Source organism: Shewanella sp. NIFS-20-20 (assembly GCF_019209865.1).
Taxonomy (GTDB): domain Bacteria; phylum Pseudomonadota; class Gammaproteobacteria; order Enterobacterales; family Shewanellaceae; genus Shewanella.
This window is the reverse complement of the sequence record NZ_JAHUTT010000018.1, coordinates 1-26059: the sequence shown is the minus strand read 5'-3', so window position 1 is coordinate 26059 and position 26059 is coordinate 1. Positions and strand designations below refer to the sequence as shown.

At 47.2% G+C, this 26059-nt stretch carries 26 protein-coding genes and 1 pseudogene; 13 read left to right on the top strand and 14 right to left on the bottom strand.

Features of this window, described 5'->3' with window-relative positions; translation table 11 throughout:
• Positions 1–5: 5 nt before the first annotated feature.
• The 5 genes from KU855_RS07875 to fadB all read right to left on the bottom strand — a co-directional run bounded on the left by KU855_RS07875 (position 6) and on the right by fadB (position 5398).
• Positions 6–443: an MOSC domain-containing protein gene (locus KU855_RS07875; protein WP_218529750.1), complete on the bottom strand. Its 438-nt coding sequence runs from the start codon at positions 441–443 to the stop codon at positions 6–8.
• Between the two features lie 2 nt (positions 444–445).
• A complete protein-coding gene (gene tusA, locus KU855_RS07870) occupies positions 446–691 on the bottom strand; it encodes a sulfurtransferase TusA (RefSeq protein ID WP_218529749.1) in 246 nt (81 codons plus the stop codon).
• 172 nt (positions 692–863) lie between these two features.
• Positions 864–1931 (bottom strand): GGDEF domain-containing protein, encoded by a 1068-nt coding sequence (locus KU855_RS07865; protein WP_218529748.1) that lies wholly within the window; start codon positions 1929–1931, stop codon positions 864–866.
• Between the two features lie 130 nt (positions 1932–2061).
• Positions 2062–3225, bottom strand: a complete 1164-nt coding sequence (fadA, locus tag KU855_RS07860; RefSeq protein WP_218529747.1) for an acetyl-CoA C-acyltransferase FadA — start codon at positions 3223–3225, stop codon at positions 2062–2064.
• Between the two features lie 22 nt (positions 3226–3247).
• Positions 3248–5398 (bottom strand): fatty acid oxidation complex subunit alpha FadB, encoded by a 2151-nt coding sequence (gene fadB / locus KU855_RS07855; protein WP_218529746.1) that lies wholly within the window; start codon positions 5396–5398, stop codon positions 3248–3250.
• Positions 5399–5664: 266 nt separating this feature from the next.
• On the opposite strand from fadB, the gene pepQ reads away from it, so the two are divergent.
• From pepQ to hemG (KU855_RS07835), 4 genes are all read left to right on the top strand, one after another.
• Entirely contained in the window at positions 5665–6981 is a 1317-nt protein-coding gene (pepQ, locus tag KU855_RS07850) for a Xaa-Pro dipeptidase (protein ID WP_218529745.1), read from the top strand.
• Positions 6974–7600 carry a YigZ family protein gene (locus KU855_RS07845; protein ID WP_218529744.1) on the top strand — a complete coding sequence of 209 codons (627 nt, stop codon included), beginning with the start codon at positions 6974–6976 and terminating at the stop codon, positions 7598–7600. Before pepQ ends, KU855_RS07845 begins: the two co-directional genes overlap by 8 nt.
• 83 nt (positions 7601–7683) lie before the next feature.
• On the top strand, positions 7684–9141 hold the full coding sequence (locus tag KU855_RS07840; protein WP_218529743.1) for a TrkH family potassium uptake protein: 1458 nt from the start codon (positions 7684–7686) through the stop codon (positions 9139–9141).
• Positions 9141–9665 carry a menaquinone-dependent protoporphyrinogen IX dehydrogenase gene (hemG, locus tag KU855_RS07835; protein ID WP_218529742.1) on the top strand — a complete coding sequence of 175 codons (525 nt, stop codon included), beginning with the start codon at positions 9141–9143 and terminating at the stop codon, positions 9663–9665. Before KU855_RS07840 ends, hemG (KU855_RS07835) begins: the two co-directional genes overlap by 1 nt.
• On the opposite strand, the gene KU855_RS07830 is transcribed toward hemG (KU855_RS07835), so the two are convergent.
• Complete coding sequence (locus KU855_RS07830) at positions 9662–9967, bottom strand: metalloregulator ArsR/SmtB family transcription factor (protein WP_218529741.1); 306 nt, start codon at positions 9965–9967, stop codon at positions 9662–9664. The genes hemG (KU855_RS07835) and KU855_RS07830 overlap by 4 nt on opposite strands.
• Before the next feature lie 163 nt (positions 9968–10130).
• Between KU855_RS07830 and hemG (KU855_RS07825) the strand changes: the two genes are divergently transcribed.
• Positions 10131–10670 carry a menaquinone-dependent protoporphyrinogen IX dehydrogenase gene (gene hemG, locus KU855_RS07825; protein WP_218529740.1) on the top strand — a complete coding sequence of 180 codons (540 nt, stop codon included), beginning with the start codon at positions 10131–10133 and terminating at the stop codon, positions 10668–10670.
• A gap of 14 nt (positions 10671–10684) precedes the next feature.
• Here the strand turns inward: hemG (KU855_RS07825) and KU855_RS07820 are convergent, their stop codons facing one another.
• Genes KU855_RS07820 through def form a run of 5 tightly spaced genes read right to left on the bottom strand, consistent with a single transcriptional unit; the run spans position 10685 to position 16338 of the window.
• Entirely contained in the window at positions 10685–12127 is a 1443-nt protein-coding gene (locus tag KU855_RS07820) for a TrkH family potassium uptake protein (RefSeq protein WP_218529739.1), read from the bottom strand.
• 16 nt (positions 12128–12143) lie between these two features.
• Positions 12144–13553 carry a Trk system potassium transporter TrkA gene (gene trkA, locus KU855_RS07815; protein WP_218529738.1) on the bottom strand — a complete coding sequence of 470 codons (1410 nt, stop codon included), beginning with the start codon at positions 13551–13553 and terminating at the stop codon, positions 12144–12146.
• A 15-nt stretch (positions 13554–13568) separates the two neighbouring features.
• Positions 13569–14849, bottom strand: a complete 1281-nt coding sequence (gene rsmB, locus KU855_RS07810; RefSeq protein WP_218529737.1) for a 16S rRNA (cytosine(967)-C(5))-methyltransferase RsmB — start codon at positions 14847–14849, stop codon at positions 13569–13571.
• Between the two features lie 3 nt (positions 14850–14852).
• Positions 14853–15812 carry a methionyl-tRNA formyltransferase gene (fmt, locus tag KU855_RS07805; protein WP_218529736.1) on the bottom strand — a complete coding sequence of 320 codons (960 nt, stop codon included), beginning with the start codon at positions 15810–15812 and terminating at the stop codon, positions 14853–14855.
• Positions 15813–15828: 16 nt separating this feature from the next.
• Complete coding sequence (def, locus tag KU855_RS07800) at positions 15829–16338, bottom strand: peptide deformylase (RefSeq protein ID WP_218529735.1); 510 nt, start codon at positions 16336–16338, stop codon at positions 15829–15831.
• A 136-nt stretch (positions 16339–16474) separates the two neighbouring features.
• On the opposite strand from def, the gene KU855_RS07795 reads away from it, so the two are divergent.
• The 3 genes from KU855_RS07795 (at position 16475) to KU855_RS07785 (ending at position 19145) form a co-directional block, all read left to right on the top strand.
• Positions 16475–17566: a LysM peptidoglycan-binding domain-containing protein gene (locus KU855_RS07795; protein WP_218529734.1), complete on the top strand. Its 1092-nt coding sequence runs from the start codon at positions 16475–16477 to the stop codon at positions 17564–17566.
• A gap of 86 nt (positions 17567–17652) precedes the next feature.
• Complete coding sequence (gene dprA, locus KU855_RS07790; RefSeq protein WP_218529776.1) at positions 17653–18669, top strand: DNA-processing protein DprA; 1017 nt, start codon at positions 17653–17655, stop codon at positions 18667–18669.
• Positions 18670–18671: 2 nt separating this feature from the next.
• Positions 18672–19145, top strand: a complete 474-nt coding sequence (locus KU855_RS07785; protein WP_218529733.1) for a DUF494 family protein — start codon at positions 18672–18674, stop codon at positions 19143–19145.
• Between the two features lie 39 nt (positions 19146–19184).
• On the opposite strand, the gene KU855_RS07780 is transcribed toward KU855_RS07785, so the two are convergent.
• Positions 19185–20999, bottom strand: a complete 1815-nt coding sequence (locus KU855_RS07780; RefSeq protein WP_256260925.1) for a collagenase — start codon at positions 20997–20999, stop codon at positions 19185–19187.
• Between the two features lie 144 nt (positions 21000–21143).
• Here KU855_RS07780 and KU855_RS07775 point away from each other — a divergent pair, with 144 nt between their 5' ends.
• The 3 genes from KU855_RS07775 to hemF all read left to right on the top strand — a co-directional run bounded on the left by KU855_RS07775 (position 21144) and on the right by hemF (position 23327).
• The gene (locus KU855_RS07775; protein WP_218529732.1) at positions 21144–21704 is read left to right on the top strand and encodes a type I DNA topoisomerase; all 561 of its coding nucleotides are present in this window, start codon (positions 21144–21146) and stop codon (positions 21702–21704) included.
• Positions 21705–21844: 140 nt separating this feature from the next.
• Positions 21845–22408: an L-threonylcarbamoyladenylate synthase gene (locus tag KU855_RS07770; protein WP_218529731.1), complete on the top strand. Its 564-nt coding sequence runs from the start codon at positions 21845–21847 to the stop codon at positions 22406–22408.
• Positions 22409–22412: 4 nt separating this feature from the next.
• Positions 22413–23327, top strand: coding sequence for an oxygen-dependent coproporphyrinogen oxidase (gene hemF, locus KU855_RS07765; protein WP_218529730.1), 915 nt, complete (start codon positions 22413–22415; stop codon positions 23325–23327).
• 37 nt (positions 23328–23364) lie between these two features.
• On the opposite strand, the pseudogene KU855_RS07760 reads toward hemF, so the two are convergent.
• Positions 23365–23805, bottom strand: a pseudogene (locus KU855_RS07760) (group II truncated hemoglobin).
• 115 nt (positions 23806–23920) lie between these two features.
• On the opposite strand from KU855_RS07760, the gene aroE reads away from it, so the two are divergent.
• Together aroE and KU855_RS07750 are read left to right on the top strand one after the other, a co-directional pair.
• On the top strand, positions 23921–24754 hold the full coding sequence (aroE, locus tag KU855_RS07755; RefSeq protein WP_218529729.1) for a shikimate dehydrogenase: 834 nt from the start codon (positions 23921–23923) through the stop codon (positions 24752–24754).
• Positions 24751–25011, top strand: coding sequence for a DUF1488 domain-containing protein (locus tag KU855_RS07750; protein ID WP_218529728.1), 261 nt, complete (start codon positions 24751–24753; stop codon positions 25009–25011). The genes aroE and KU855_RS07750 overlap by 4 nt, the downstream gene beginning before the upstream one ends.
• Here the strand turns inward: KU855_RS07750 and KU855_RS07745 are convergent.
• The gene (locus tag KU855_RS07745) at positions 25008–25544 is read right to left on the bottom strand and encodes a gamma carbonic anhydrase family protein (protein WP_371316332.1); all 537 of its coding nucleotides are present in this window, start codon (positions 25542–25544) and stop codon (positions 25008–25010) included. The genes KU855_RS07750 and KU855_RS07745 overlap by 4 nt on opposite strands.
• Positions 25545–26059 lie beyond the last annotated feature (515 nt).

Below are 26059 nucleotides of genomic sequence, written 5' to 3'. Positions count from 1 at the left end.
CTGGTTTAAACGATTTGAATGGCATCATTGTGGTGTATTTGGCCGGCACAGATAACTCGGCAGGTCACGCCGCCGCGCCAGTCAGGCAACAGTGCTTGCAGTAAACCGCTGGCTTGTTTTTCCATTTTTGAACAGGGGTCGGTTTCGCCGGTAATTAACAGTTTAACCTCGGCACCAATCAAGATGTGTTTACCCATATCTGCGGGGCTAAATTGATAATCGGCGATCAGTAAATTGGCGCGCCGACACAGCCAATCGAGATCCATATTGATTTGCTCGCATGCCTGTTGCCATTGCGGTTGTGACATCACTGTGACTTGTCGCTTACCCGGCTTGCCAAATACATCTTGTGCGACCCCATGTTCAAGACTGACATCCGCGCGGGTGAGCGTCATCATCGGCCCAGACTTTTTTGATTTATAAGCGATACCGATGAGCTTCATGGTTAGGTTCCTTTTTGAATAAGATAACGGTAGGGGGCGGTGGCTGTCTCGCTTGAAATAAGGGTATGGTCCATAAATTGGCAAAAACTCGGAATATCTCGAGTAGTCGCTGGATCATCGGCGATGATCAATAAAGTTTCACCTTCGGCCATGTGACGGACGGTTTTACGTATCATCATGACCGGCTCTGGACAACGAAGCCCAAGGGTATCTAACTGGTGTTGCGCTTGATCAAAGGGAGTCGACATAACAGCATAATCCGAAATATTAATGAAGTAATGTTACTCTCGCGCCTCAAATATGCCAAGGAAATGACTTAAGATTCCTGAGTTTTCGATGACGGGCTAACAGTGTTTCACGTGAAACATGCAGCTATTTACATGACCAACCAATATGATATTGACGGTGTTAGGATTTACTTTAGTCACTCTTGGCGCTGCGTTTCATCTTGTACATCTGCCGGTCGGCAGCTTGGATTAGCTCTTTGGTAGAACAAAACTGTTCAGGGCCTGTTTCAGCGATACCATAACTAAGGCGGACTTTAGTATTTGTTTGTTCCTCAATATGCTTGAGGATTCTAAGCATGAAATCTGCTTCAGCTTGCTGGTGATTGCACGCCGGTAATAATAAAAGAAACTCATCGCCGCCATAACGAAAACAATAGTCCTCAACGCGGGTATTGGCTAGGATAGTGTTGGCTACCAAGCATAAGGTATCATCACCCGCTTGATGGCCGAGGGTATCATTAATCAGCTTGAAATTATCGATATCCAGATAAATCGCACACACAAACTCTTGACGGCGCTGTGCCGTTTTAAATAATCGATTGGCAATTTCATCCAGATGACGAACATTGAGTAAGGAAGTTAATGGATCTGTTTGCGATAACTCTTCTAGTTGGCGGGTTCTATCTTTAACCATGTTTTCCATGTTTTGGGCGTACAATTCCGCTTTTAATTTGGCGCTCTTGATCTCTGATACTAGGCTGCGAATGTAAGTATCAAAGACTAGGTTGACGTCAAACAAGACTAATTTATCCAAGGCTACTGTCACCGCCCGTAGCTGCTTAGTATCGTTAATGGTTTTGGTCAGCATCTCAATGATTAGAAATTTTAAGCTGTGGACTGCAGAGAGATATAGTTTAGGTTCAACACCTATGCGTTTGTGTACTAAGCCAATCCGTAGGCGATTGTTAATATACTCAAGATCAACATTGCCATTGAATAAGTCGAGTACGTATTGTTTTTGGGCATTGCGTAAACGCATGAGCGTATCGGAATCGCCAATTAACAGGGCTATTTCGGCAATGTCCGTTTGCATTTTGTAAAAGGATTCGACTAACTCATCTATGTTGTCTTCGATCAGTCTTTTACATTGAGTTAAGGCCTCGATGTCGCTGTCTGACAGGGAAAAGAGGGATTTGCGGAACTCAATTTCAGCTTCAGTGATGTGTAATTGTTCAACCAGCGTTTGCTCAGTTTGCTGCATTATCTATCCTTGATTTTCTTGCTCGTTGCACACTAGCAATATTGTTCAAGTAAAGTTTATTGAGCACTGATTTTCAAATAAAAAGTGAATAAAAAGCCGAAGATAAACTCCGGCTTTTAGTCAGACAGGATTAGACTCGTTCAAACACGGTGGCAATGCCCTGACCCAAGCCGATACACATGGTGGCGAGGCCTAGTTGGGCATCTTTATGCTCCATTAAGTTAATCAAGGTGGTTGAAATGCGCGCCCCTGAACATCCCAATGGATGGCCTAGAGCTATGGCGCCACCATTAAGGTTCACTTTGTCGTCAACCACATCGAGTAAACCTAAGTCTTTGACGCAAGGGAGTGATTGCGCGGCAAACGCTTCATTGAGTTCAATGACATCCATATCTTGAATCGTTAAGCCGGCTCGAGCCAATGCTTTTTGGGTGGCTGGTACTGGGCCATAACCCATGATGGCCGCATCACAACCGGCCACAGCCATTGAGCGAATGCGAGCACGAATAGGCAAGTTTAAGGCGCGCGCTTTCGACTCTTCCATGATTAACATAGCACTAGCACCATCAGATAACGCCGAGGATGTTCCTGCAGTAACGGTACCATTCGCTGGGTCAAATACAGGGCGCAGGCTTGCCAATGACTCAAGGCTGGTCTCGGGGCGGATCACTTCATCATGGCTGACCTTAATCAAGGCGCCTTGGGCGTCATGGCCTTCGATAGCATAAATCTCATTAGCAAAGCGTCCCTCTAGGGTGGCCGCGTGGGCGCGTTGATGCGAGCGCACGGCAAATTCATCTTGCATTTGGCGGCTAATGCCATGCATGCGTCCCAGCATTTCGGCGGTTAAGCCCATCATGCCCGACGCTTTGGCGACATTATTGGCTAGGCCGGGATGAAAATCGACACCATGATTCATTGGAACATGGCCCATATGTTCAACACCACCAATAATAAAGGTGTCACCCATGCCAGTCATAATGGCTCGCGCGGCTTGATGAATTGCTTCCATGGAAGACCCACATAAGCGATTAACCGTTACGGCGCCAGCCGTTTTCGGTACGCCAGCTAACAAGGCGGCATTGCGGGCAATATTAAAACCTTGCTCGAGAGTTTGCTGTACACATCCCCAAATGACATCCTCAATAGTGTTGGGATCCAATTGTGGGTTGCGCAACATCAGTCCTTTCATCAATTCCGCCGACAGCGTTTCAGCGCGTACATGACGAAATACCCCGGCTTTAGAGCGGCCCATGGGAGTGCGAATACAGTCTACGATAACAGCTTGTTTCATGATTAAATTCCTTTACCCGAGATTAAGCTTGGTAATAACTAGTGTTGTTGGCAGCCATTTCGCGCATGGTTGGAGTGACTTGATACAGTCCACCTAAATGCGCAAATTTGTCAGCTAATGCCACAAAGTTTGCTAAGCCCATGGTATCTAGGTAGCGGAATACACCACCGCGGAATGGGGGGAAGCCCAGTCCAAACACTAAGCCCATATCCGCTTCGGCCGGACTGGCGACTATGCCTTCTTCGAGGCAACGAACGGTTTCGATAATCATCGGGATCATGGTTCTGGCAATAATGGTATCAGCATCAAAAGCTTGTATTTCGCCATAAGCTTGCTGGAGCAAATCAATACTGACGGGATCGATAGCTTTGCTGACTTTACCTTTTTTATCTAAGCCATATTGGTAGAAGCCCTTACCATTCTTTTGGCCAAAACGTTGGTTGGAGAACATGATGTCAATGGCATCATTGTCTGGTTTTGCCATACGGTCAGGGAAGCCTTCAGCCATTACGGCTTGGGCGTGATGGCCGGTATCTAAACCGACAACATCTAACAAGTAGGCCGGGCCCATTGGCCAGCCAAATTGCTTCTCCATGACTTTGTCGATAGCGCTAAAATCAGCACCGTCAGCCAACAAGCCATTGAAACCCGCAAAGTAAGGGAACAGCACTCGGTTAACAAAGAAGCCAGGGCAGTCATTAACGACAATTGGGGTCTTGCCCATCTTACTGGCGTAAGCGACGACGGTGGCAATGGTTTCATCTGAGGTGTGTTCGCCTCGAATCACCTCGACTAAGGGCATTTTATGAACCGGGTTAAAGAAGTGCATACCGCAGAAGCGGCTGGCATCTTTCAGGCTCTTAGCCAATAAGTTGATGGAGATGGTCGAAGTGTTGGAGGTGATCACTGTCTGCTCAGCCACATGTTGCTCAACTTCTGCCAACACACTCGCCTTAACCTTCGGGTTTTCAACCACAGCTTCAACCACGATGTCGGCATGGCTAATGGCAGAGTATTCTAAGCTTGGAGTAATATTATTGAGCACCTGTGCCATTTTGGCTGGGGTCGAGCGACCGCGCTTGATTTGGTTAGTCAATAATTTAGAGGCTTCATTCAATCCCAACTCTAACGCTGGCGTGGCAATGTCTTTCATGACAATTGGAGTGCCTTTACTGGCACTTTGATAGGCAATGCCGCCACCCATAATGCCAGCACCTAGCACAGCCGCTTGATTCACTGGCGCGGCTATTTTACTGGCTTTTTTGGCTTTACCTTTAACGACCTGATCATTTAAGAAAATACCAATCAGCGCAGTGGCGACAGGCGTTTTTGCTAAGGTTAAAAAGGCTTGATGCTCAACTTTGAGGGCGTGGGTTCTGTCCATGGTCGCGGCAGACTCAACCACATTGACCGCTGCCATCGGCGCCGGATAATGCTTACCTGCAATACTAAAGACCATGCCTTTGGCCGTGGTAAACGACATCATGGCTTCAAGCTTGGGCAAATTCAGGGGTGCTAGCTTACGTTGACGGCGAGATTGCCAATCAATTTTTTCACCAATGGCATCGTTTAGCATGTGCAGCGCTGCCTCAAGTAAGTTGGCGGGCTCGACGATAGCGTCAATGGCGCCAACCGCAAGGGCTGCGTCTGCCTTATTATCTTTACCCGAGGTGATCCACTCCAAGGCGTTATCTGCGCCGATGACGCGTGGTAAACGAACCGTGCCGCCAAATCCTGGAATAATCCCTAACTTGGTTTCCGGTAAGCCAATGCGTGCGTTTGTATCGGCAATGCGTAAGTCGGTAGCGAGGATGGTTTCACAACCGCCACCCAGTGCATAGCCATTGATGGCTGAAATCGTTGGGAAAGGTAAATCTTCTAACTTATTAAATATATCATTAGCTTGTTCAAGCCATTGGAGTAGTACGGCATCCTCTTGGGCAAAAATGCCTAAAAACTCAGAAATATCCGCTCCAACAATAAAAGCGTCCTTGGCTGAGGTCAGGACTAACCCGGCAATCTTCTGGTGGGCATTAATAGCATCGAGCGCTTCGTTAAATGAAGTAAGGGTTGCTTTGTCGAATTTATTGACGGATCCCTGTGCGTTAAAACACAACCGAGCAATATTGTCGTCTAGCAGGTCAACCTGAATCATGGGACTTTGGTAAATCATTGCACGCTTCCTTTTTGCTAAACCTTGTTCTAATGATTAGTTAGGTTTTGATTTTGCTGCACTCAGTGAGCAAGTGGGCCAGCCGCCATTGATGTAAACTGATGTTGGCTGTTTGTTGCTCAGTGTGCGACTAAATGAAAAAAAATTCAACAACCAATTTAAACGATCGTTTAATTTTTGTTGCTATGGGATGGTGGCGGTGGCTGTGTTAGGCTTAACGAGGTGTAAAAAATTAAGCTGTATGGCTAAAGGATGAGAAAACAACAATGAATTCAGAACATTATCAAGAGCATATTGACGTACTTAATCATAGAGCCCAACAAATACTGACTCGCGAAGGCCTGCAAGGCTTGGTGATACATTCTGGCCAGCCTCATCGTCAATTTTTGGATGATATGAACTACCCCTTTAAAGTGAATCCGCACTTTAAGGCTTGGGTACCTTTGTTAAACCTCCCAAACTCTTGGTTAATCATCAATGGCACTGATAAGCCTACCTTAGTCTTTTACCGCCCGAGCGACTTTTGGCATAAAGTCAGTGATGTGCCGACGGATGACTGGACCGCCAGCGTAAATATCAAAATTTTAACCAAGGTAGATAAAATCGCTGAACTATTGCCGGCGAATATTCAGCAGTGGGCCTATGTTGGTGAACACTTAGATGTGGCCGAGGTACTTGGCTTTAAGCATCGTAACCCTGATGGTGTGATGAATTACCTTCATTTCCATCGCGTTGAGAAAACGGCTTACGAGCTTGACTGCCTGCGCGCAGCTAACCGCTTGGCTGTGCTTGGCCATCATGCTGCCAAAGAGGCTTTTTTTGCCGGTGCCAGTGAGTATGGGGTACAGCAGGCGTATTTACAGGCCACTGGTCAATTAGAAAACGATATGCCCTATGGCAATATTATTGCGTTAAATGAAAATGCGGCTATTTTGCATTACACCGATCTAACCTATGAAGCGCCCAGTGCTCATCGTTCATTACTGATTGATGCAGGCGCACAAGTAAGGGGTTACGCCGCCGATATCACGCGAACTTATGCATTTGAGCACAATGATTTTTATCACCTTATCCAAGATATGGATACGCTCCAGTGCAAGATCATTGCCCAGATGAAGCCCGGAGTGCGCTATGTCGATCTGCATGTGCAAACTCATCAGTTGTTGGCACAGGTGTTACTTGACCATCAGTTGGCCAGTGGCGATGTTGATTCCCTGATTGAGTCAGGCGTGACCCGCACTTTTTTCCCGCATGGTTTGGGCCATATGCTTGGTTTGCAAGTGCATGATGTGGGCGGCTTTATGCATGATGAACGCGGCACCCATATGGCGCCACCACCCGCGCATCCGTTTTTACGTTGTACTCGAACGTTAGCGGCTAATCAGGTGCTAACCGTTGAACCAGGACTGTATATCATCGATAGTCTGTTGGCTGATTTGGCCGACACACCGGCAAAGCAACTGATAAACTGGTCACGGGTTGATGCGTTTAGGCCTTTTGGCGGGATCCGCATTGAAGATAATGTCATTATTCACAGTGATCGCACTGAGAATATGACCCGGGAGTCGGGCTTAATTGATTGAATCGTACTTTGTACCTGATCAAGAGGTACAGTTTGAAGAAGAGATAAAGCAGAGTCGCTTTATCTCTTTTGTGTTTCCAGTGACCAGTGAACCTGAGTTTAACCACCGACTGGCGGAGATCCGCCAGCAATGGCCCAATGCCAGCCACTATTGTTATGCGGCGAGGTGGGCTGCGCCAGATAATGATGTCAGCATCAAATCCAGTGACGATGGTGAGCCGGCGGGCAGCGCGGGCCGGCCCATGTTAGCGTTATTGTCAGGCAGTGATTTAGGGGAGGTTGGCGCGGTGGTCGTACGATACTATGGCGGCACCAAGCTTGGTGTCGGGGGCTTGGTTCGAGCATATACTTCAGGGGTGCGTCACTGCCTGACCTTGGTGGCAAAGCGGCAAAAACAGTTAAGGTATCCGGCACAAGTCGTCTGCGGTTATCACGAGCTGATGGATATGGAATATTTACTGAATAAATTTGATGCTTTATTGACGGCCCGTTACTTCGAGCAAGAAGTGCGGGTCGAGTTTGAAGTAAGCATTAAGCAATGGCCAGCGTTACTAACGGCAGTGCAGGCACAATTTCAAGGACGGTTGCAGCTAATGGCCTTGAGCGTGCGGTTAAACTAGTCTTGGTGTTATGCCAAATCAGCGAGTTATGCCAAAATAGCGTTTAATTGAATGAGCCTCATTAGGGCGACAACATAAAAATCATGCAATATCGAACAATTATTAGAATTACCGGGCTATTGATAGGCCTGTTTTCTATCACAATGCTGCCACCAGCGATGGTGGCTGTTCTGTATAAAGACGGCGGTGGGGCGGCCTTTATTCAGTCATTTTTTGTGAGCCTGTTGATGGGGTTTGTCCTGTGGTATCCGAACCGTCAATTTAAGAGTGAGTTGCGCACTCGCGAAGGCTTTCTGATTGTGGTGTTGTTCTGGGGCGTACTGGGGTCCATCGGTGCGCTGCCGTTTATTTTCTCTAATCAGCCAGATCTCAGCGTCACTGACAGTTTCTTTGAATCATTTTCAGCCTTGACCACCACGGGAGCGACGGTGATTGTTGGCTTAGATACCCTGCCAAAAGCCATTTTGTTTTATAGGCATTTACTGCAATGGCTAGGCGGCATGGGGATCATTGTGCTGGCGGTGGCGATTCTGCCAGTATTGGGGGTTGGGGGGATGCAGCTTTATCGAGCAGAAATACCTGGGCCAGTCAAAGACAGTAAGATGACGCCAAGGATAGCGGAAACCGCGAAAGCCTTGTGGTATATCTATTTGTTACTCACTATTGCCTGTGCATTGGCCTATTGGGTCGCTGGTATGAGTTTTTTTGATGCCGTCTGTCACTCATTCTCCACTATTGCCATTGGCGGGTTTTCGACTCACGATGCCAGTATGGGCTATTTCAATAGTCCTGCGATTAATCTTATTTGCGTGTTTTTCCTATTGGTGGCCGCAGTGAACTTTAGTGTCCACTTTGCGGCGTTTTCACGGCGCGGGATTAATTTTAAAGTCTATTTTCGCGATACCGAATTCAAAATATTAATCGCCATCCAGCTGATATTAACGGCTATTTGTTTTGTAACTCTCTATCAAAGTGGGATTTATGATTCCGCCGAGCAAACCTTAGATTACGCCTTGTTTCAATCGGTTTCTATTTCGACCACCGCCGGCTTTGGCACAGAAAGCTTCCATTTATGGCCGTTGTTTTTACCTATGTTGCTGCTCTTTTCTAGTTTTATCGGTGGCTGTGGTGGCTCGACGGCTGGTGGCATTAAGGTCATGCGAATGATCTTGTTGTTGTTGCAAGGTTCACGCGAACTCAAGCGCTTAGTCCATCCCAAGGCGCTGTTTTCGATTCGTTTAGGTAACACCGCATTGCCGGATCGAGTGATCGATGCGGTGTGGGGATTCTTTTCGGCATACACCTTAGTGTTCGTGGTTTGTATGCTGATCCTAATGGCGCTTGGGCTTGATAACATTACCGCCTTTAGTGCGACAGCCGCCTGTTTAAATAACCTGGGCCCAGGGCTCGGTGAGGTGGCCAGTAATTACGCTGGTATTTCAGATGGTGCCAAGTGGGTGTTATTGGTGGCTATGATGTTTGGTCGACTGGAAGTCTTCACGTTATTGGTGTTATTCACCCCGACATTTTGGAAAAATTAATGCGCCAAGCCTTAATCTTGTATTCTAGCGTTGATGGACAAACATTACGGATTGCTGAGCGGATCCAGCAGCATTGTTTGTCCCATCATGCGGTTAAATTGCTATCGATTGAGCAAGCCAGTGCTCAGGATTTGGCTGAAAGTGACAAGATATTAATTGGCGCTAGCATTCGTTATGGACACTATCGTCCAGAGCTGTGTCGCTTTATTGAGCGTCATCAGCAGCGCTTAAATCAATGCCAGAGTGGCTTTTTTAACGTGAATCTGGTGGCAAGGAAAGCCAATAAAAATCGCCCTAACACCAACCCCTATATGGTTAAATTCTTAATAAAGAGTCCGTGGCAGCCTAAATTAGTGTGGGTGTTAGCCGGTCGTATTAACTTTCCTGCCTTGGGGTGGTTTGATAAAAGAATGATCCAATTTATCTTATGGATGACCAAGGGACCGACGGATACCCGTCAAAGTTATGAGTTTACCGATTGGCAGAGTGTCGATGATTTGGCTGAAAAATTCGCTCAACTTTAGCTGCAAAATTGCTTGTACATGATGGCGATAACTTCGCGCACCTTATCGTTTTTAAGGCGGTAATACACGATTTGCGAGCTTTTTCGGCAATCGACTAATTGTTCTTTGCGTAACACGGCCAAGTGTTGTGACAGGGCTGATTGGCTTAGTGGAATATGCTCATTCATCTCGTTAACGCAATATTCATGGTCGAGTAATTGGCACAAAATCATTAAGCGATAAGGGTTAGCAATCGCTTTGAGCCACTTAGCAGCTTGCTCGGCATTATTGACCATTTCAGTCTTATCAATAACTTTTTCCATGCTTTTTAAGATCCTCTCAACCAATTCATTAGCTTATTCTAATTGGTTAACCCAATTATTGCTACGCTAATGGTGTGTGATGGAGCTTGGTAATTAGTGACTCGGCACATGACACTCTGGCGAAATATTGCCACAATCAGCAAAACTTTCAGCAAGGAACAGTATGGCTTCAGTATTGGTATTGTATTTTACGCGCGGTGGGCACACGGCTAAGATCGCCAACGCGATTTCAACTCGGCTCAGCAGCCAAGGACATCATTGCGACTGCTTTAATATTAACGCCTTACCTCAAGAGATCCGCTGGGCTGATTATGATGTGGTCTGCTTTGGTGCCTGCGTTCTCTACGGCACTTATGATAAGTCAGTGTTTAAATTCATTGAGCAACATCAAGCGCAATTGGCCTCGTTAGCGAATAGCTTTTTTTGTGTCAACGTGGTGGCGCGCAAACCTGAAAAGCGCATTCCGGAAAACAATAAGTATTTGCAGAAATTTTTAACTCTATCGCCTTGGCATCCGCAAGACGTCAAAATCATTGCCGGTAAGGTGGACTATCCGTCATGGCCGTGGCTCGACAGTATTGCCATTCGATTTATCATGAAAATGACTGATGGCCCCACCGATCCGAAAGCAGTGATTGACTACACCGATTGGCAAGATGTTGATACTTACGCCGATCATTTGCCGACCCTGTTAAATCGCTAGCATCAAGCTTCGCCCTAGTATTTCCAAAAACTAGGGTGAAACAATACCGCAATAGTAAGAATTTCCAGTCGACCTAATAGCATGCCTGCGGCCAGTGCCCACTTGGCTACATCGGGAAGGCTGGCAAAATTACCCGCCGGCCCAATAGTGTCTCCAAGCCCAGGGCCAACGTTCGATACCGCGGTTAATGCACCAGTAAAGCTGGTGACAGGATCTAGGCCTGTCAGCACCAACACAATCGACAGCGCCACGATAACGCCAAAAAATAATAAGAAAAACGTAACGATTGAACGCACGATGTCATCGGCGATCAGGCGGCGATTGTAGCGTTGGCGGAACACGCCGCTCGGGTGAATTTGTTGCTTCAATTGCTCGCGCATGATGGCGCCAGCAATTTGAAATCTAAAGATTTTAATTCCGCCCGACGTTGAACCCGAACAGCTGCCAGCAAACATCAAAAATAAAAAGGTGATATTAGCCAGTGCGCCCCACTGACTGTAGTCGGTTAAGCCGTATCCGGTGGTTGTGACAACCGAGACGACGTTGAAGCTGGCTAGGCGAATGGCATCATTGAAGGTGAAGGTATGTTGTGACCATAACCACAGCGCTAGGCAGAATGACACTAAGGTGACAAATTTACAGAAGCCGATCACTTGGGCATCTTGCCAAACCTTGAGACTCTTTTGCCGTAAGCTTTGCATAAATAGCAGTAATGGCAGGCCGCCGGCAAACATGAAAATAGTGCCAATCCATTGAGCGGAATCACTAAAGTTAGCCATGGACTTATCAGAGGTCGAGTAGCCCCCTGTCGATAAGGTCGTCATGGCATGATTTGAGGCATCAAACCAACTCATGCCAGCCCAGTGGTATCCAAGCGCACAAAGGAACGTTAGAAAAACATAGACATAGAACAAGTGCTTGGCCATGTTTTGAGTGCGAGGTACGGTTTTATCGCTCCAATCAGACGATTCTGTTCTAAAAAGGCGCATACCGCCGACATTGAGAAAGGGTAAGATTGCCACCGCCATCACGATAAAGCCAATGCCACCGAGCCATTGCAGTAATGAGCGCCAGATTAAAATACTGTGCGCCATCTGATCTAAATTGGATAGTACGGTCGAGCCGGTGGTCGTGACGCCAGACATGGTTTCAAAAAAGGCATCGGTATAGTTGATACCATGATAGAGAGTAAACGGCAGGGCGGCAAAGAGGCTAACCACAAGCCAAGTGAGGCTGGTGAGTAAAAACATATCGCGAATATTGAGTTGCAACTGCCGACGTTGACCTCCGCGTAGGCACAAGGTCGCGACGACGCCAGTCGCTAGCAGCGATATGCTAAAAGCACCTAAAGTTTCCTCGCCATTGAGTAACGAGAAAATTAACGGGATTAGCATAAAGCCTGCCATCATGGAGAGAAAAACCCCCAAGATAAACATCAGTGGCCGCAGGTTGAGCATGGGCACTACCAAATTTTTAAAAGAAAAAGGCGCTCGGCTGGAACAACTTCTCTACTTCACCGATAAATTTCTTATTCACCAAAAATAAGATGACGTGGTCACCTTGTTCTATCACCGTGCGGTCGTGTGCCATCAAGACTTCATCATCACGAACAATGGCACCAATGGTCGTGCCCGGCGGTAACTTAATACTTCCGACTTGTTTGCCCACGACTCGCGAGGTGCTTTCATCACCGTGAGCAATGGCTTCAATGGCTTCGGCGGCACCACGTCTTAACGAGTAAACGTTACAGATATCCCCTTGGCGAATATGGGTAAGTAACGCTGAAATTGTGGCCTGTTGTGGTGAAATAGCAATATCAATATTGGCTTCTTGAACAATATCGACATAGGCTTCTCGCTGGATAAGCACCATGACTTTCTTGGCCCCCATGCGTTTAGCGAGCAGGGCCGACATGATATTGACTTCATCATCATTGGTGACGGCGATAAACACATCGGTTTGATCTATGTGCTCTTCGAGCAATAATTCTTGATCTGAAGCATCGCCACAAAAAACGGTGGTGTTTTCGAGCTTTTCCGATAACACCTCGGCGCGAATGGCATTATGTTCGATGAGTTTGACCGAATGATTGCGCTCTAATTTCTTCGCCAGACCTAAACCGATATTGCCGCCACCGGCAATCATAATATTGCGGTAGGAGTTATCCAGTTTTTGCATTTCACTCATTACCGCACGAATATGGCGACTATCGGCAACGAAAAAAACTTCATCGTCAGCCTCAATAATCGTTGTGCCCCGCGGCATAATCGGTCGCCCTTGGCGAAAAATGGCGGCCACCCGGGTATCAATATTTGGCATGTGTTCGCGCAGTGCTGCCAAGGCATTACCCACCAGAGGGCCGCCATAATAAGCACGCACTGCCACCAAACTCACCTTGCCTTCAGCAAACTCCATGACTTGCAAAGCGCCAGGATATGCTACCAATCGCTGTATGTAAGCGGTCACCAACTGTTCGGGGGCAATCAGCTCATCAATCACAAACCCCCCGCGAGGTCGGCAATCTGCGTTCTTGGTTTCACTGTTAATAAACAGTTTATCCTGCATATTAAGATAGGGTTCTGAGCGGATACGAGCGATCTTCGTTGGGGTGCCAAAGAGGGTGAATGCAATTTGGCATGCCGCCATATTGCATTCATCGCTATTGGTGACCGCAATGAGCATGTCGGCGTCTTCGGCCCCGGCTTCCTTCAACACATCGGGGTGAGCCCCATGACCGACAACGACACGTAAATCGAATTTATCTTGCAGCATTCTTAAGCGGTCGCGGTCACTGTCGACTATGGTGATGTCATTGTTTTCATCAACTAAGTTTTCAGCTAAGGTGCCGCCCACTTGGCCTGCGCCTAAGATAATAATTTTCATGTCGTTGCCTGTGTTTTATTGTGCTGATTTTTGCAATATGGCGTAATAAAAGCCGTCCATCCCTTGGGTGCCTGGCAAAATTTGCCAACCAATTTCCGCCGGAGATTGCTGTGCAATTGGCAGCAGTGTGGCATCTTTTGTGCGTTCAAGAAAGGCTTGGATTTGCTGAGCATTTTCTTGGGGCAAAATAGAGCAAGTTGCATAAAGTAACTGGCCACCTGGCTGCAACCATTGCCAGCAATGATCTAAAATTTGGCGCTGTAACTGCGCCAGCTCTTCAATATCTTGTGATTTACGTAACCACTTAATATCAGGGTGGCGACGGATCACTCCTGTCGCTGAGCAAGGGGCGTCGAGCAGAATGCGATCAAACTTATTGCCCTGCCACCACGCATCGATATTGGCGGCATCACCATGGATAACTTCGGCACTTAACTGTAAGCGCTGGAGATTGTCTTTGACTCGTTGCAGTCGAGCCTCATCAAAGTCAACCGCAACTAGATTGATGTCGGCTTGCTCTAATAAGTGACAACTTTTGCCACCAGGGGCGGCGCAGGCATCAAGCACTAACTCGCCATCTTGAGGGGCTAATAAGGTTGCAGCCCATTGCGCCGCACCATCTTGAACTGAAACCGCACCGTCAAAGAAGTGGGGCAGCAAGGCCACATCTTTGGGGCTTTCGAGTAAGATAGCGTCGGGGCTAGAACCGGCAGATGCACTAATATCGGCTTGCTGTAACTGCGCTAAGTAGGCGTCTCTAGTTTGGCCGCGGCGATTGTTGCGCAGCCACATCGGTGGCCGCTGATGGCTTTGTTCAATGACCGCTTGCCAATCATCAGGATAGGCTTGCTGTAGACGTTTGATGATCCAAGCGGGCGTATTAAATTTTAGGGTGTCATTGGCTTCACTGAGTGGAGTCTCGTTACGCTGGATGGTGCGTAGTACTCCATTAACCACCTTAACCATGCCCTCAAACTTCAACTGGCGACAGGCTTCTGCGGTTTCAGAAATAGCAGCATGAGCGGGGATACGAGTAAAATACAGTTGATAACAACCGACCAATAAGAGTTGGTAGATTATCCGCTGTTTTCCTTTAAAGGGTTTACTCAAACAGTCACTGACACAGTTATCTAATTGTGGCAGCGCTCGCATCACGCCATAGCAAATTTCGGCCAATAAGGCTTTGTCTTTACCATTGGCAAGCGCTTGTTGTTGCTGAGGAAGGGCGACTGATAGCGATACGCCGCGTTCCAGAACGTCATAGACGGCTTTGGCCGCCAGTGCTCGAATATTCATTGATTACTCTGCTTGTGGACCGGCCAATACAGTACCAGGGGTAAACCATTCACCGCGGGCATTGAGGATATCGGCAACGGCCAGAGGTTTCTTGCCCGGCAATTGCATCATATTAAGTACCAGAATACCTTCGCCGGTGGCGATCTCCAGCCCTTGCTTACCGGCGGCAATAATCGTGCCCGGCGCAGCATTTGCAGGTTCGACTTTCACGCTTGCCTGCTGGACTTTAATGGTATTGCCTTCGTGATCGAAGTGGCTGATTGGCCATGGGTTAAAGGCTCGGATTTCACGCCACAGATTCAGCGCAGGCTTGCTCCAGTCCAAGCGGGCTTCTTCTTTGCTCAGCTTCTCAGCATAGTTAGCCAAAGATTCATCCTGCTTTTCCGGTGGCAAGGTCCCCGCAGCCAAACCATCCAGGGCTTCCAACAGAGCTTCAGGCCCCTGAGCAGCCAGCTTTTCATACAGGCTGGCGGAGGTATCTTCATCTTCAATTTTCAGCTGAGTCTTGAGCAGCATATCGCCAGTATCCAGACCGACATCCATCTGCATAATGGTGACACCGGTTTCTTCATCACCGGCCCACAGTGCGCGCTGGATCGGCGCAGCACCGCGCCAGCGGGGCAGAATAGAACCATGGACGTTAATACAGCCCAGCTTTGGCATATCCAGTATTACTTTGGGCAGGATAAGGCCGTAGGCTACAACCACCATCAGGTCGGCGTTCAGTGCGGCCAGCTCCTGCTGCGCTTCTTCATTACGCAGGGATGCGGGTTGATAAACAGGGATATCATGTTCCAGTGCCAGTGACTTCACTGGGCTTGGTGTCAGTTTTTTGCCACGACCGGCGGGGCGATCTGGCTGAGTATAAACCGCGACAATGTTGTGATGTGAGTCAATCAAGGCTTGCAGATGGCGAGCGGCAAAATCCGGGGTACCGGCAAAAATAATATTTAGTGCTTTCAAGTGCTTTCCTATTGTCTCAGTCTTTTGATTGTTGTCTGGCGGCTTTTTCAAGCTTTTGTCGGATACGCTGGCGCTTGAGCGGCGATAAATAATCAACAAATAGCTTGCCCATCAGGTGATCCATTTCATGTTGAATACAGATGGCAAACAGTTCATCAGCATCTACCGTAAAGGTTTCACCCAGCCGATCTTGCGCCGTGATGGTGACTTGTTCGAAACGGTCAACCTTGGCGTAAATGCCCGGCACAGATAAGCAGCCTTCATCATTACTGAAATCGCCGCTTTGCTTTGATAGTACCGGATTAATGAAGATTTTAGGGCGTTCAACTTCATCCTGTAAATCCATGACGATTAATTGTTGATGAAAGTCGACTTGAGTCGCAGCCAGTCCAATGCCCTTTTCGTGGTACATGGTTTCAAACATGTTATCTATTTGCTGTTGCAGTGCATCACCAAAATCGGTAACCGGAGTAGCGACAGTGCGTAACCGTTCGTCGGGAAAGCGTAAAACATTTAGTAAAGCCATGGATAAACTCTTAACAAGTCTGTCAAAATTACACCAGTTGGTTATACTGGCAACAAGAATTGGATTAATTTTAATCCTTCATGGCAAGCAATAACAGTAAAAGCTTGTTGAAGGTGTTGATTACAAGGATGGTCCGATGAAACGACTGCTACTTTCAGTGACTCTATTATTGAGTGCAGCCCCACTTCATGCTGATACGATTACACTCAAACCGGGTCATCCTGAGACCTATGTGGTTGAAAAAGGGGATACCTTGTGGGATATCTCTGCTCATTTTTTACAAAACCCTTGGCGATGGCCAACGTTGTGGGGGGCCAATCCTCAAATTGCCAACCCGCACCTTATCTTTCCTGGGGATAAACTGACCTTAGTCTTTATTGATGGCCAGCCAAGATTAGTCAAAAAGCCCATGCTATCAAAGCAACCCCAGGGGCGAATTCAGCCTAAAGGTGGCGCGATCCCGGTGGTTGATTTGGCGTTGATCCGTCCTTATTTATTACATAATAGGGTAGTTGATGCCGACTGGCTTGCCCAGCAACCTATGGTGTTAGGCGGTGAAAGCCCGTCACGCCACCATGTGGCGAATGAAATTATATATATCGCCTCGGCAATGACCTTAGGCGCTAAAGTGGGTTTATACCAGCAGGGCAGAGAGTTTGTTCGGTCGCATGATGGTTCTGAATTGGGCCAAGAGGCCATTTTGACGGCAACTGGGCGGGTGATCGAAACCGGTGATGTGTCTAAAGTGGAGCTGTTAAGCAGTTATCGAGAAACCAAACCTGGCGACCGAGTGCTGGCATTGGAAGATGATTCGTTAATGTCGGCTCAGTTTATGCCAAAGGCCGCCTCAACTAGCCAGGCTAAAATATTAGCTTCGGCCATCAATATGCGTGAAATGGGTAAATTGGATGTTGCTTATATCGATCGCGGTCAGCTCGATGGTGTGAGTGCGGGCGATGTCTTTGCGATTAGCCGTGATGGTGATGTCGTGGTGATTAACAAGGAGGGTGTGCCGGTTCCGAGTAGTGACAGAACCACCTATGATGAAGTCGTTGCCATGATTTCTGATGACCGATCTAAGCAGATGCCCGCGACTTATCGTGGCAACATTATGGTATTTAAAACCTTTGATAATACCAGCCTAGGTTTGATCATGGTGAATGAGCGTCCTGTTCGGATAAACGATAATTTATTAAGTCCTGAGCTAGTGACTGTACTTCGAGAATAACCATTAGCGCATATGTGCCTGATGCATTAATTGTTGCAGCTGTTTCTGGCCTTGGGCCGGCTAGGATCCAACAACTATTACACCAGATGTCGCTGCCTGAATTAAGGCAGCGACTCGAGTCTGATATCGATTCTTTACCTTTGTCTAACGCGGTAAAAACTAGCCTACAGTTACAACCCCAAAAAGTGGATCAAGCCCTAGCGTGGCAAGCTCAATCTCGTTCTCATCATATTATTGATATCAACCATGGGCATTATCCTCCGTTATTAAAGAAGATTAGCGATCCTCCTTTAGTTTTATTTGCCAAGGGAGACTGTGATCACTTGCTGCAGCCTTGTATTGCATTGGTGGGGAGTCGTCAGGCTTCGCTTGCCGGCAAAGCATTCACCTATGACTTAAGTGCGGCGTTAGTGACGCAAGGGTTGGCCATTAGCAGTGGGATGGCGGCGGGGATCGATGGCGTGGCGCATCAAGGGGCGTTAGCCCAAAAAGGAAGCACGGTGGCCGTGTTGGGGACTGGCGTAGATGTTGTGTATCCAAAGCGTCACCATAGCCTTTATCATCAGATTGCCGCTCAAGGTTGTCTCATTTCAGAGTATTGGCCAGGCACTCAGGCCTTTGCCGGCAATTTTCCGCGGCGTAATCGGATTATCGCGGGCATGAGTCTTGGGGTCGTGGTGACGGAGGCTCGGCTGCAAAGTGGCTCATTAGTGACCGCAAGATTAGCGTTAGAACAAGGGCGGGAAGTCTTTGCTGTTCCTGGCAGTGTGGCCAGTGGCGATTACGAAGGGTGTCATTATCTTATTCAACAAGGCGCTAAGCTTGTGCAGAATTCGGCCGATATTATTGAAGAGTTACACGGTTTAGGTGGTCTACATTTGCAAGAAATGCGAAAATGCGCGCCCAAGGTCGACTCGGACAACTGTCAGTTGCCATTTGCCTCTCTGTTAGCTAGTGTAAAATATGAAGCGACATCAATAGATGAGGTCATTGAGCATAGTGGGAAACCAGTGGATCTTGTATTAGAGCAATTGCTTGAACTTGAGTTACAAGGGTGGGTTGCTGCGGTACCCGGTGGTTACGTCAGACTAAAGAGGAACTAGTTATGTTCGATATCCTCATGTACTTATTTGAGAACTATGTTCACAGTGAAGTAGAGCTAATGGTGGATGAAGATGAGCTGACACAAGAATTAACCCGTGCCGGTTTTCATCAAGCAGATATCCTCAAAGCCCTCAGCTGGTTGGAGCGTCTCGCCGAGCTTCAGGAAAGCGATAAGCCGTATTTATGCAATCATAAGCAAACGTCATTTCGCATATATACTGCGGCTGAAATGGCCAAAATCGATGTTGAATGTCGGGGATTCTTGCTGTTTTTAGAGCAAATCCAAGTGCTGAATGTTGAAACCCGTGAAATGGTTATCGATAGAGTCATGGAGCTTGATGAACAAGTGATGGTTCTAGATGATCTTAAATGGGTGATCTTAATGGTGCTATTTAACGTGCCGGGTCATGAATCTGCCTACGAGCAGATGGAAGATTTAATCTTTGAAGAGCCCGATGGCATGCTGCACTCCTAAGTCGGTGAATAAAAGGAGGCATTGCCTCCTTGTTTGTTTCTACAAGTACCAGTGCTTGGTCACTGACGGTAGGTGACTTGGGATTAAATAGTCCCGATATGCATAACGTGCAATCCGATTGGGCTTAAGCGTTGTTGCTGGGCTGAGTGAGCTCTTTGGCGCGTCCTCAAGTAACGTGGTTAACCAAGATTGATATTGCGACTGATACTGTGTCAGTTCAGCTAACAGTTGCTCATACCCTTGGAAATAATCGGTTTTTAAAAATTGACTCAAGTTAACTAGCTGCTGCGGGTGATGTTCAGCTAAGAAACGAATGGCGAGATAACTCCACTTATAGGTCCGCGCTTGGCCGTCAGCATACTCGGTGGCAAAAATAGTCGCTAAGTCTGGAATGGCCTCAATATCGTCATCCAGAGTTTGCTGCCCAGCATTGAGGCCCTGTTGCCATTGTTTTTGGGCAAAGGATAACGTGACCGGATTATGATTGCCTTTAGCGACATACTCGGCTAATCCTTCTGACCACCACACCTGTTTACTGGGAAAGTGCTCAAAGCCCCCATACTTGACGAAACGGCCGTCAAGATAATGCACATATTCATGGGCTAAGTTCCAAATAGCAAATTCTGGCTCGACCCACCATTGTCTAAACGCAAAGAATCGCGCTTGATTACCAGGCTTAGCCGGCTGACCTTCGATATACATGCCACCATTATCAGTATCAATATCAAAAATTAACTGACCATAAGCGTTGTATTGACTCCAATTATCAAAGATCACTAACTCAAGTGTTTGATTAAAATCATTGGCGACGGCCACCGATTGAGTTTGCAACAAGCGATGGAAGCCGAGCTCTTGCTGTTCGAGCGTCTGGCAACTCGATAGCATCTGTTCACGGCTCAGCGCTTGAGTCACAATCGATAGGCGCTCATTACATTGATGACGTATGGGTAAAACCTCAGAGATATCGGGGATGTGACAAATATTTGCTTGTTGTTCACAGCGGGCTTTACGGCCAAAAATATTGACATGGTAGCCTAGGGTATACGCTTGTTTGGCTGCTAATCCACGCTGATTTACATCTTCAGCGGCAATTTGAGCCACTTTGGCATCGATGGCGGTCTTCGCATCACTACTGGAGCCATCCTGATTGCTTGGTAGACTTAAACGATACTGTGCGATAGCCCAATAGGCATTCTGTTTAACCCAATCTTGGCCATGTCTTACTCCGTTAACCTGAGCGATATGGAGCAGAGCTTGATCAAGTTGGCTCGACAACAATACTTGCGCCAGCGCGCTGGTGTTATCTCTACTGCTGCGATAATACAAAAAGCCTGCTGCGCGCAAAGATTCCCACAGGGCGTAATCGTTGGCGAGCGTGACCTCTTGGCAAGCTAATTGCTGTAGTTGATGCTTAAGCCGTGGCAAGAGCGCCGCAATATATTGGCTGTCTTGCGCATCATCTTGGAAATAGCGATATAAAGTAACCGCAAAATGCTCCTGCAATCTTGGGTTGGAGCTAAACTCATTAGTATCACTAATGGTCGCCAGGGCCGAGGCGAGAGCTGGGCTCTGACTGGCAATCGTTTGCATATCTCCATAGTAACTATAGGCGCGCAAATAACCGAATAAGATCTCCTGCTGTGCAGGTGTAGGTTTCCGCTCAAGCTTAGCAACCACCTCGTTATAGAAGGCAGGGGTCAATAAATGATGTTGGCTGGCAGCGAAAAAGTCGTCGCTGTTTAATGCTAACAGTCGATCAGCTTTGGCTAAGGGGGCTGGTGGCAAGCTCAATTGCTGACATGCCCCTAAGGGTAACGATAAGAGTAAGCATAATGCGAGGCGATGGGGGGGCATGATTCATTCCTTGAATATTTTTTGTATACAATATAACAAGCCTTAGTGTCATGACCAGTCTTTATCGATAACGCGTGATTTAGCGGTATCCTCACAAGGGGCTTGCGAGTAAAATGACCAATCTTACTAAGCATTGAGAGTGCGATGTCTAAAATAGATCAGCAATTATTTACGGCTCATGAGCATGCGCTAGAAAAGGCCTATGAACAATGTCCTGTGTGCGGATCTGAATTATCGGTGCGACACAGTAAACACGGTGGATTTATCGGATGTAATAATTATCCCCATTGTGATTACACTCGGCCGCTGGTTCAACATGAAAGCATAGAAGCACAAGTGATTGAAGGTTCTGAATGCCCTGAGTGTGGTCATGAGTTAGCCGTCAAATCAGGGCGTTTTGGTATTTTTATTGGTTGTACTCAATATCCCTCTTGCCAACACATTGAAAAAACAGTGGATGATCATCAGCCGGTTGCTTGCCCTCAATGCCGCAAGGGCAGCTTAGAGCAAAGAACTAGCCGTTATGGCAAAAACTTTTACGCGTGTAACCATTACCCTAAATGCAAATATTTAGTCAATTACCCCCCAGTGGCTCAAGCTTGTCCTAGTTGTGATTTTGGCATATTGGTTGAGCGCAAAGGTGCGGCCGGCAATCGTCTCGAATGTCCGAATAAACCTTGCAAATATAAGTGTGCAGTCGATTAGTGTGATCTCGATCATCAAAGTTTTGCAGGACATCTCGCCTTATGTATAATTTCGCCACTGTAATAGATGGGGTTACGGTGAGGCGGATTATTTACTGGTGAAATAATCAAACATAAATTTGAATGGAAGGTATCTACGGCATGAAGCAAATTAACCCATCTGATTCGGTGTCTTTGTTGCAACAAGGCGGTGTCATCGCCTATCCCACCGAAGCTGTGTATGGCTTGGGTTGTGATCCTGATAATGCAGCCGCAGTCGAAAAAATCTTAGCCATTAAACAAAGGCCGTGGCAGAAGGGATTGATTTTAGTCGCGGCCAATACGGAACAACTCCATGACTTTGTTGATTTTTCTCAGTTGAGCCAGCAACAATTGGCGTTTGTCACCAGTCATTGGCCTGGTCCGTTTACCTTTATTATGCCAACGCTACCGTCTACCTCGACCTTATTACGAGGTGAATTTAATTCTATTGCAGTTCGTATCTCGGCTCATCGCGTGGTGCAAGAGCTATGTTTAGCCTTGGGCAAACCGTTGGTGTCGACCAGCGCTAATCTTGCCGGTGAGCCGCCAGTCGTATTGGCAACTGATATTGTCGAACAATTTAATGGCAAAGTGGACGCGTTAATTGTGGGTGAACTCGGTGGCAGCGAGCAACCTTCGACCATCATGGATGCCATCACGGGTCGAGTACTTAGACAGGGATAATAAGATGACCGCTCCAGATATACATGCAGTAAAAGCCTTCTTGCTTGAACTTCAGCAAAACATAGCGCAAGGGTTAGAGCAACTCGATGGCCGCGTCCGATTTGCGACGGACTCATGGCAAAGAGCAGAAGGTGGTGGCGGCGCCAGTCGAGTGCTCACCGATGGCGCTGTATTTGAACAGGCCGGGGTGAACTTTTCCCGCGTGACTGGAGTCGCAATGCCTGCATCGGCCACGGCTCATCGACCAGAATTAGCGGGTCGAAGCTTTGAGGCTATGGGAGTGTCATTAGTCATCCATCCCCGTAATCCTTATGTGCCAACCACTCATGCCAATGTTCGTTTTTTTATTGCGTCAAAACCTGGCGCGGATCCTGTGTGGTGGTTTGGTGGCGGCTTTGACTTAACACCTTACTATCCTTTTTTAGAGGATGTGGTGGAGTGGCATCAAGCGGCCAAAGATATTTGTGATCCTTTTGGTCTCGAGATGTATGCAAAGTACAAATCTTGGTGTGACGATTACTTTTATCTGCCACATCGTCAAGAGACTCGCGGGGTCGGAGGCTTATTTTTTGATGATCTCAATCAAGCGGGATTTGACGATAGTTTTGCCTTTATGCGTGCTGTCGGTGAAGGTTTCTTGCCGGCGTATGCCAACGTTGTCGACCGCCGTAAAGACACACCTTATGGTGAGCGTCAGCGTGACTTTCAACTATATCGTCGAGGTCGCTATGTTGAGTTCAACTTAGTCTATGACCGCGGTACCTTGTTTGGTTTGCAAACGGGAGGTCGCACTGAATCTATTTTGATGTCGATGCCGCCTTTGGTGCGCTGGCAATATAATTACCAGCCTGAAACCGACAGCCCCGAAGCCGAGCTCTATCGTGACTTTTTAGTCCCAAGAGATTGGTTATCGCTATAATTGTTTGCTATGAATAACCAATAATCTAAATCAATGGTTATTGGTTTACCATATTCGCGGCTAATTGACTAATAGCTCGATAGATAACGACCTGATGGGCCGGATCTTTTATTTGAGTTGAGATAGCTTTATCCATACAAAGCAACCATTGGTCTTTTAATGCTGGGGTGACAGCAAAAGACATATGTCGGGCGCGAAGGGCCGGGTGGCCATATTTTTGTTGATAAAGGTCTGGGCCACCAAGCCAACCACTTAAAAATTCATATAATTTTTGTTGTGATTCTGCAATGGGTGCTCGATGCACTGCCAATAGTGCTCGGGTGTTGGGGTTTTGCTGCATTTCTTGATAGAAGGCTGCTGCCAGGTTAGCAATGGTAGGTTCGCCACCGATAAGCTGGTAGGCATTAGATTATTCGGCTTGACCGAGTGTCTCTGGAGTGCGCCGCTGGCGGCTAAATATCTTAGAAAACCACTTCATGGTAAATAATGACACCTTGTTACTTACTAGGGGGTGCATGCGAATAACTTTGATAAGTAGCGCATGGTGTTGCCCTGAATAGACTGACAATATTGATGAGGATTAAGGTTGATAAATGACTGAAAAATACGCACTCTTTGGCAATCCAGTGAGTCATAGTCGCTCGCCATATATCCACACTTGCTTTGCCGGTCAGTTTAATCAAATTATCGACTATCAAGCAATTTGCATTAACCATCCGGATGAATTTACCGCGAAGGTGCAGGCCTTTATCCAAAATGGAGGCAAAGGTGCGAATGTGACTGTCCCGTATAAAGAGTTGGCGATTAGCGTGTGTGATGAGCTTTCAGTGGCGGCTGAGCTGGCTGGGGCCGTCAATACCTTAATCGTTACTCCCCAAGGTAAGATTAAGGGGGATAACTCTGACGGGCTAGGGTTGGTTAATGACTTACAAGTGATCACCACGCTGACCAATAAACGGATATTGTTAATCGGTGCCGGAGGGGCTGCGCGAGGCTGTATCTTACCTTTGTTGCAGGCTGGGATTGCATCGCTATCTTTGAGCAATCGGACGGCAAGCAAAGCGCAGCAATTAGTTTCATTGTTTGCCCCACACGTTCCAGCTGGTGTTGAGTTTAAGTGTGACGAGCTAGCAAATCTTAGTAACGATTATGACATCATCATCAACTCCACCTCAGCGAGTCTCACCGGAGAGCTACCAGCTATTCCAGAGCACACAGTAACAGATTGCATTTGTTATGACATGATGTATGGCAAGGGCAACACAGTATTTAATCAATGGGCATTAGCGGCTGGGGCTCGTCAAGTCTATGATGGCTTAGGAATGCTGGTAGGCCAAGCCGCGGTGAGTTTTGGCTGGTGGCGTAATCAACAACCTATAACTAAGCCTGTATTGGCTGCACTAAGGCAGCAATTGGAACAAGCATGAATCAAGCAATTATTTTTACCGAATTACAGTATTGGCAACCCGAGTTACATGTGATGGTGCTGCCAGTACAAATTAATGGCGTGACGGTAGATTGCCATATTAGCGTCAAGTACCTGTTGGACGGACAAGCCCATAGCACTGATGTGGCACAACTTATGAAGGTATTCAATGCCAAGCGCTTTGATATTGAAGATGAGATAGAGCAATTTATCGAAGACAGTGGGGGCGAGTTTGATGCCCCCATCTTACTGAGTTAACACTCAGCTAAGTAATCATTCTTAAGGCGTACATAGTTATCGGCTGATTGCGCGAGGAATGCCATTTCTTCAGCGCTCAAGGGTCTCGCCGCTTTAACGGGACTCCCTACATATAAGAAACCAGATTTAAGGGTTTTATTGGGAGGAACCAATGATCCCGCTGCCACCATTACATCGTCTTCAATGATCACCCCATCGAGGATAATGGCGCCCATACCAATTAAGATACGATTACCAAGGGTACAACCGTGCAGCATGGCCTTGTGTCCGATGGTGACATCGTCACCAATGATCAGTGGGTATCCTTGCGGGTTGGCTGCCGACACTCGTGTCACATGTAATACGCAAGCATCTTGTACATTGCTGCGTTTACCTATCCTAATGTGATTGACGTCTCCGCGAGCGGCAACCAAAGGCCAAATACTGGCATCATCGTCTAAATGAATGTCTCCCACTAACACGGCGCTCTTATCGATATACGCAGAATCAGCGAATTGTGGGCTAATGCCTTGGTAGCAACGTAAATGGTTCATCAAAAATTCTCATCATCCGGCAAAAAAGCCAGTATAAAGCTAAAAAAACCAGCAGTCAGGTTGAAATCTAAGCGAACGACGTGAAACCACTAATTTTATTTATAATAGCCCTTGCGCAATCTGCGCAAGCCCCTATAATGCGCCCCACTGACACGGAATACGGCGCTGCAAAGCAACCGAACACCAGTCAGGACGGGACTTACAAGGTAAGTGACCCTGAGTGAATTAAGTGGCGCTAGGCGAAAGTTTAACCACTTAGATTCAAGGCCTGATAAAGGGCTTGACCCACTCAAGGAAATGCGTAGAATACGCATCCCTAGCCCACAGCGGCAACGTTCTTTAACAAGTAGAAGACAAGCAAATCTGTGTGGACATTCACAGTAGTTGATAAATCGACAACGATTTAAAACGTCTCGCAAGAGACTTCAACGAAGATGTCCGCATAACATGCAAATTCGGTGATTTATCATCGAATCGACAGAATTCATTGAGCAGGACTTTCGGGTCCGAAAAAA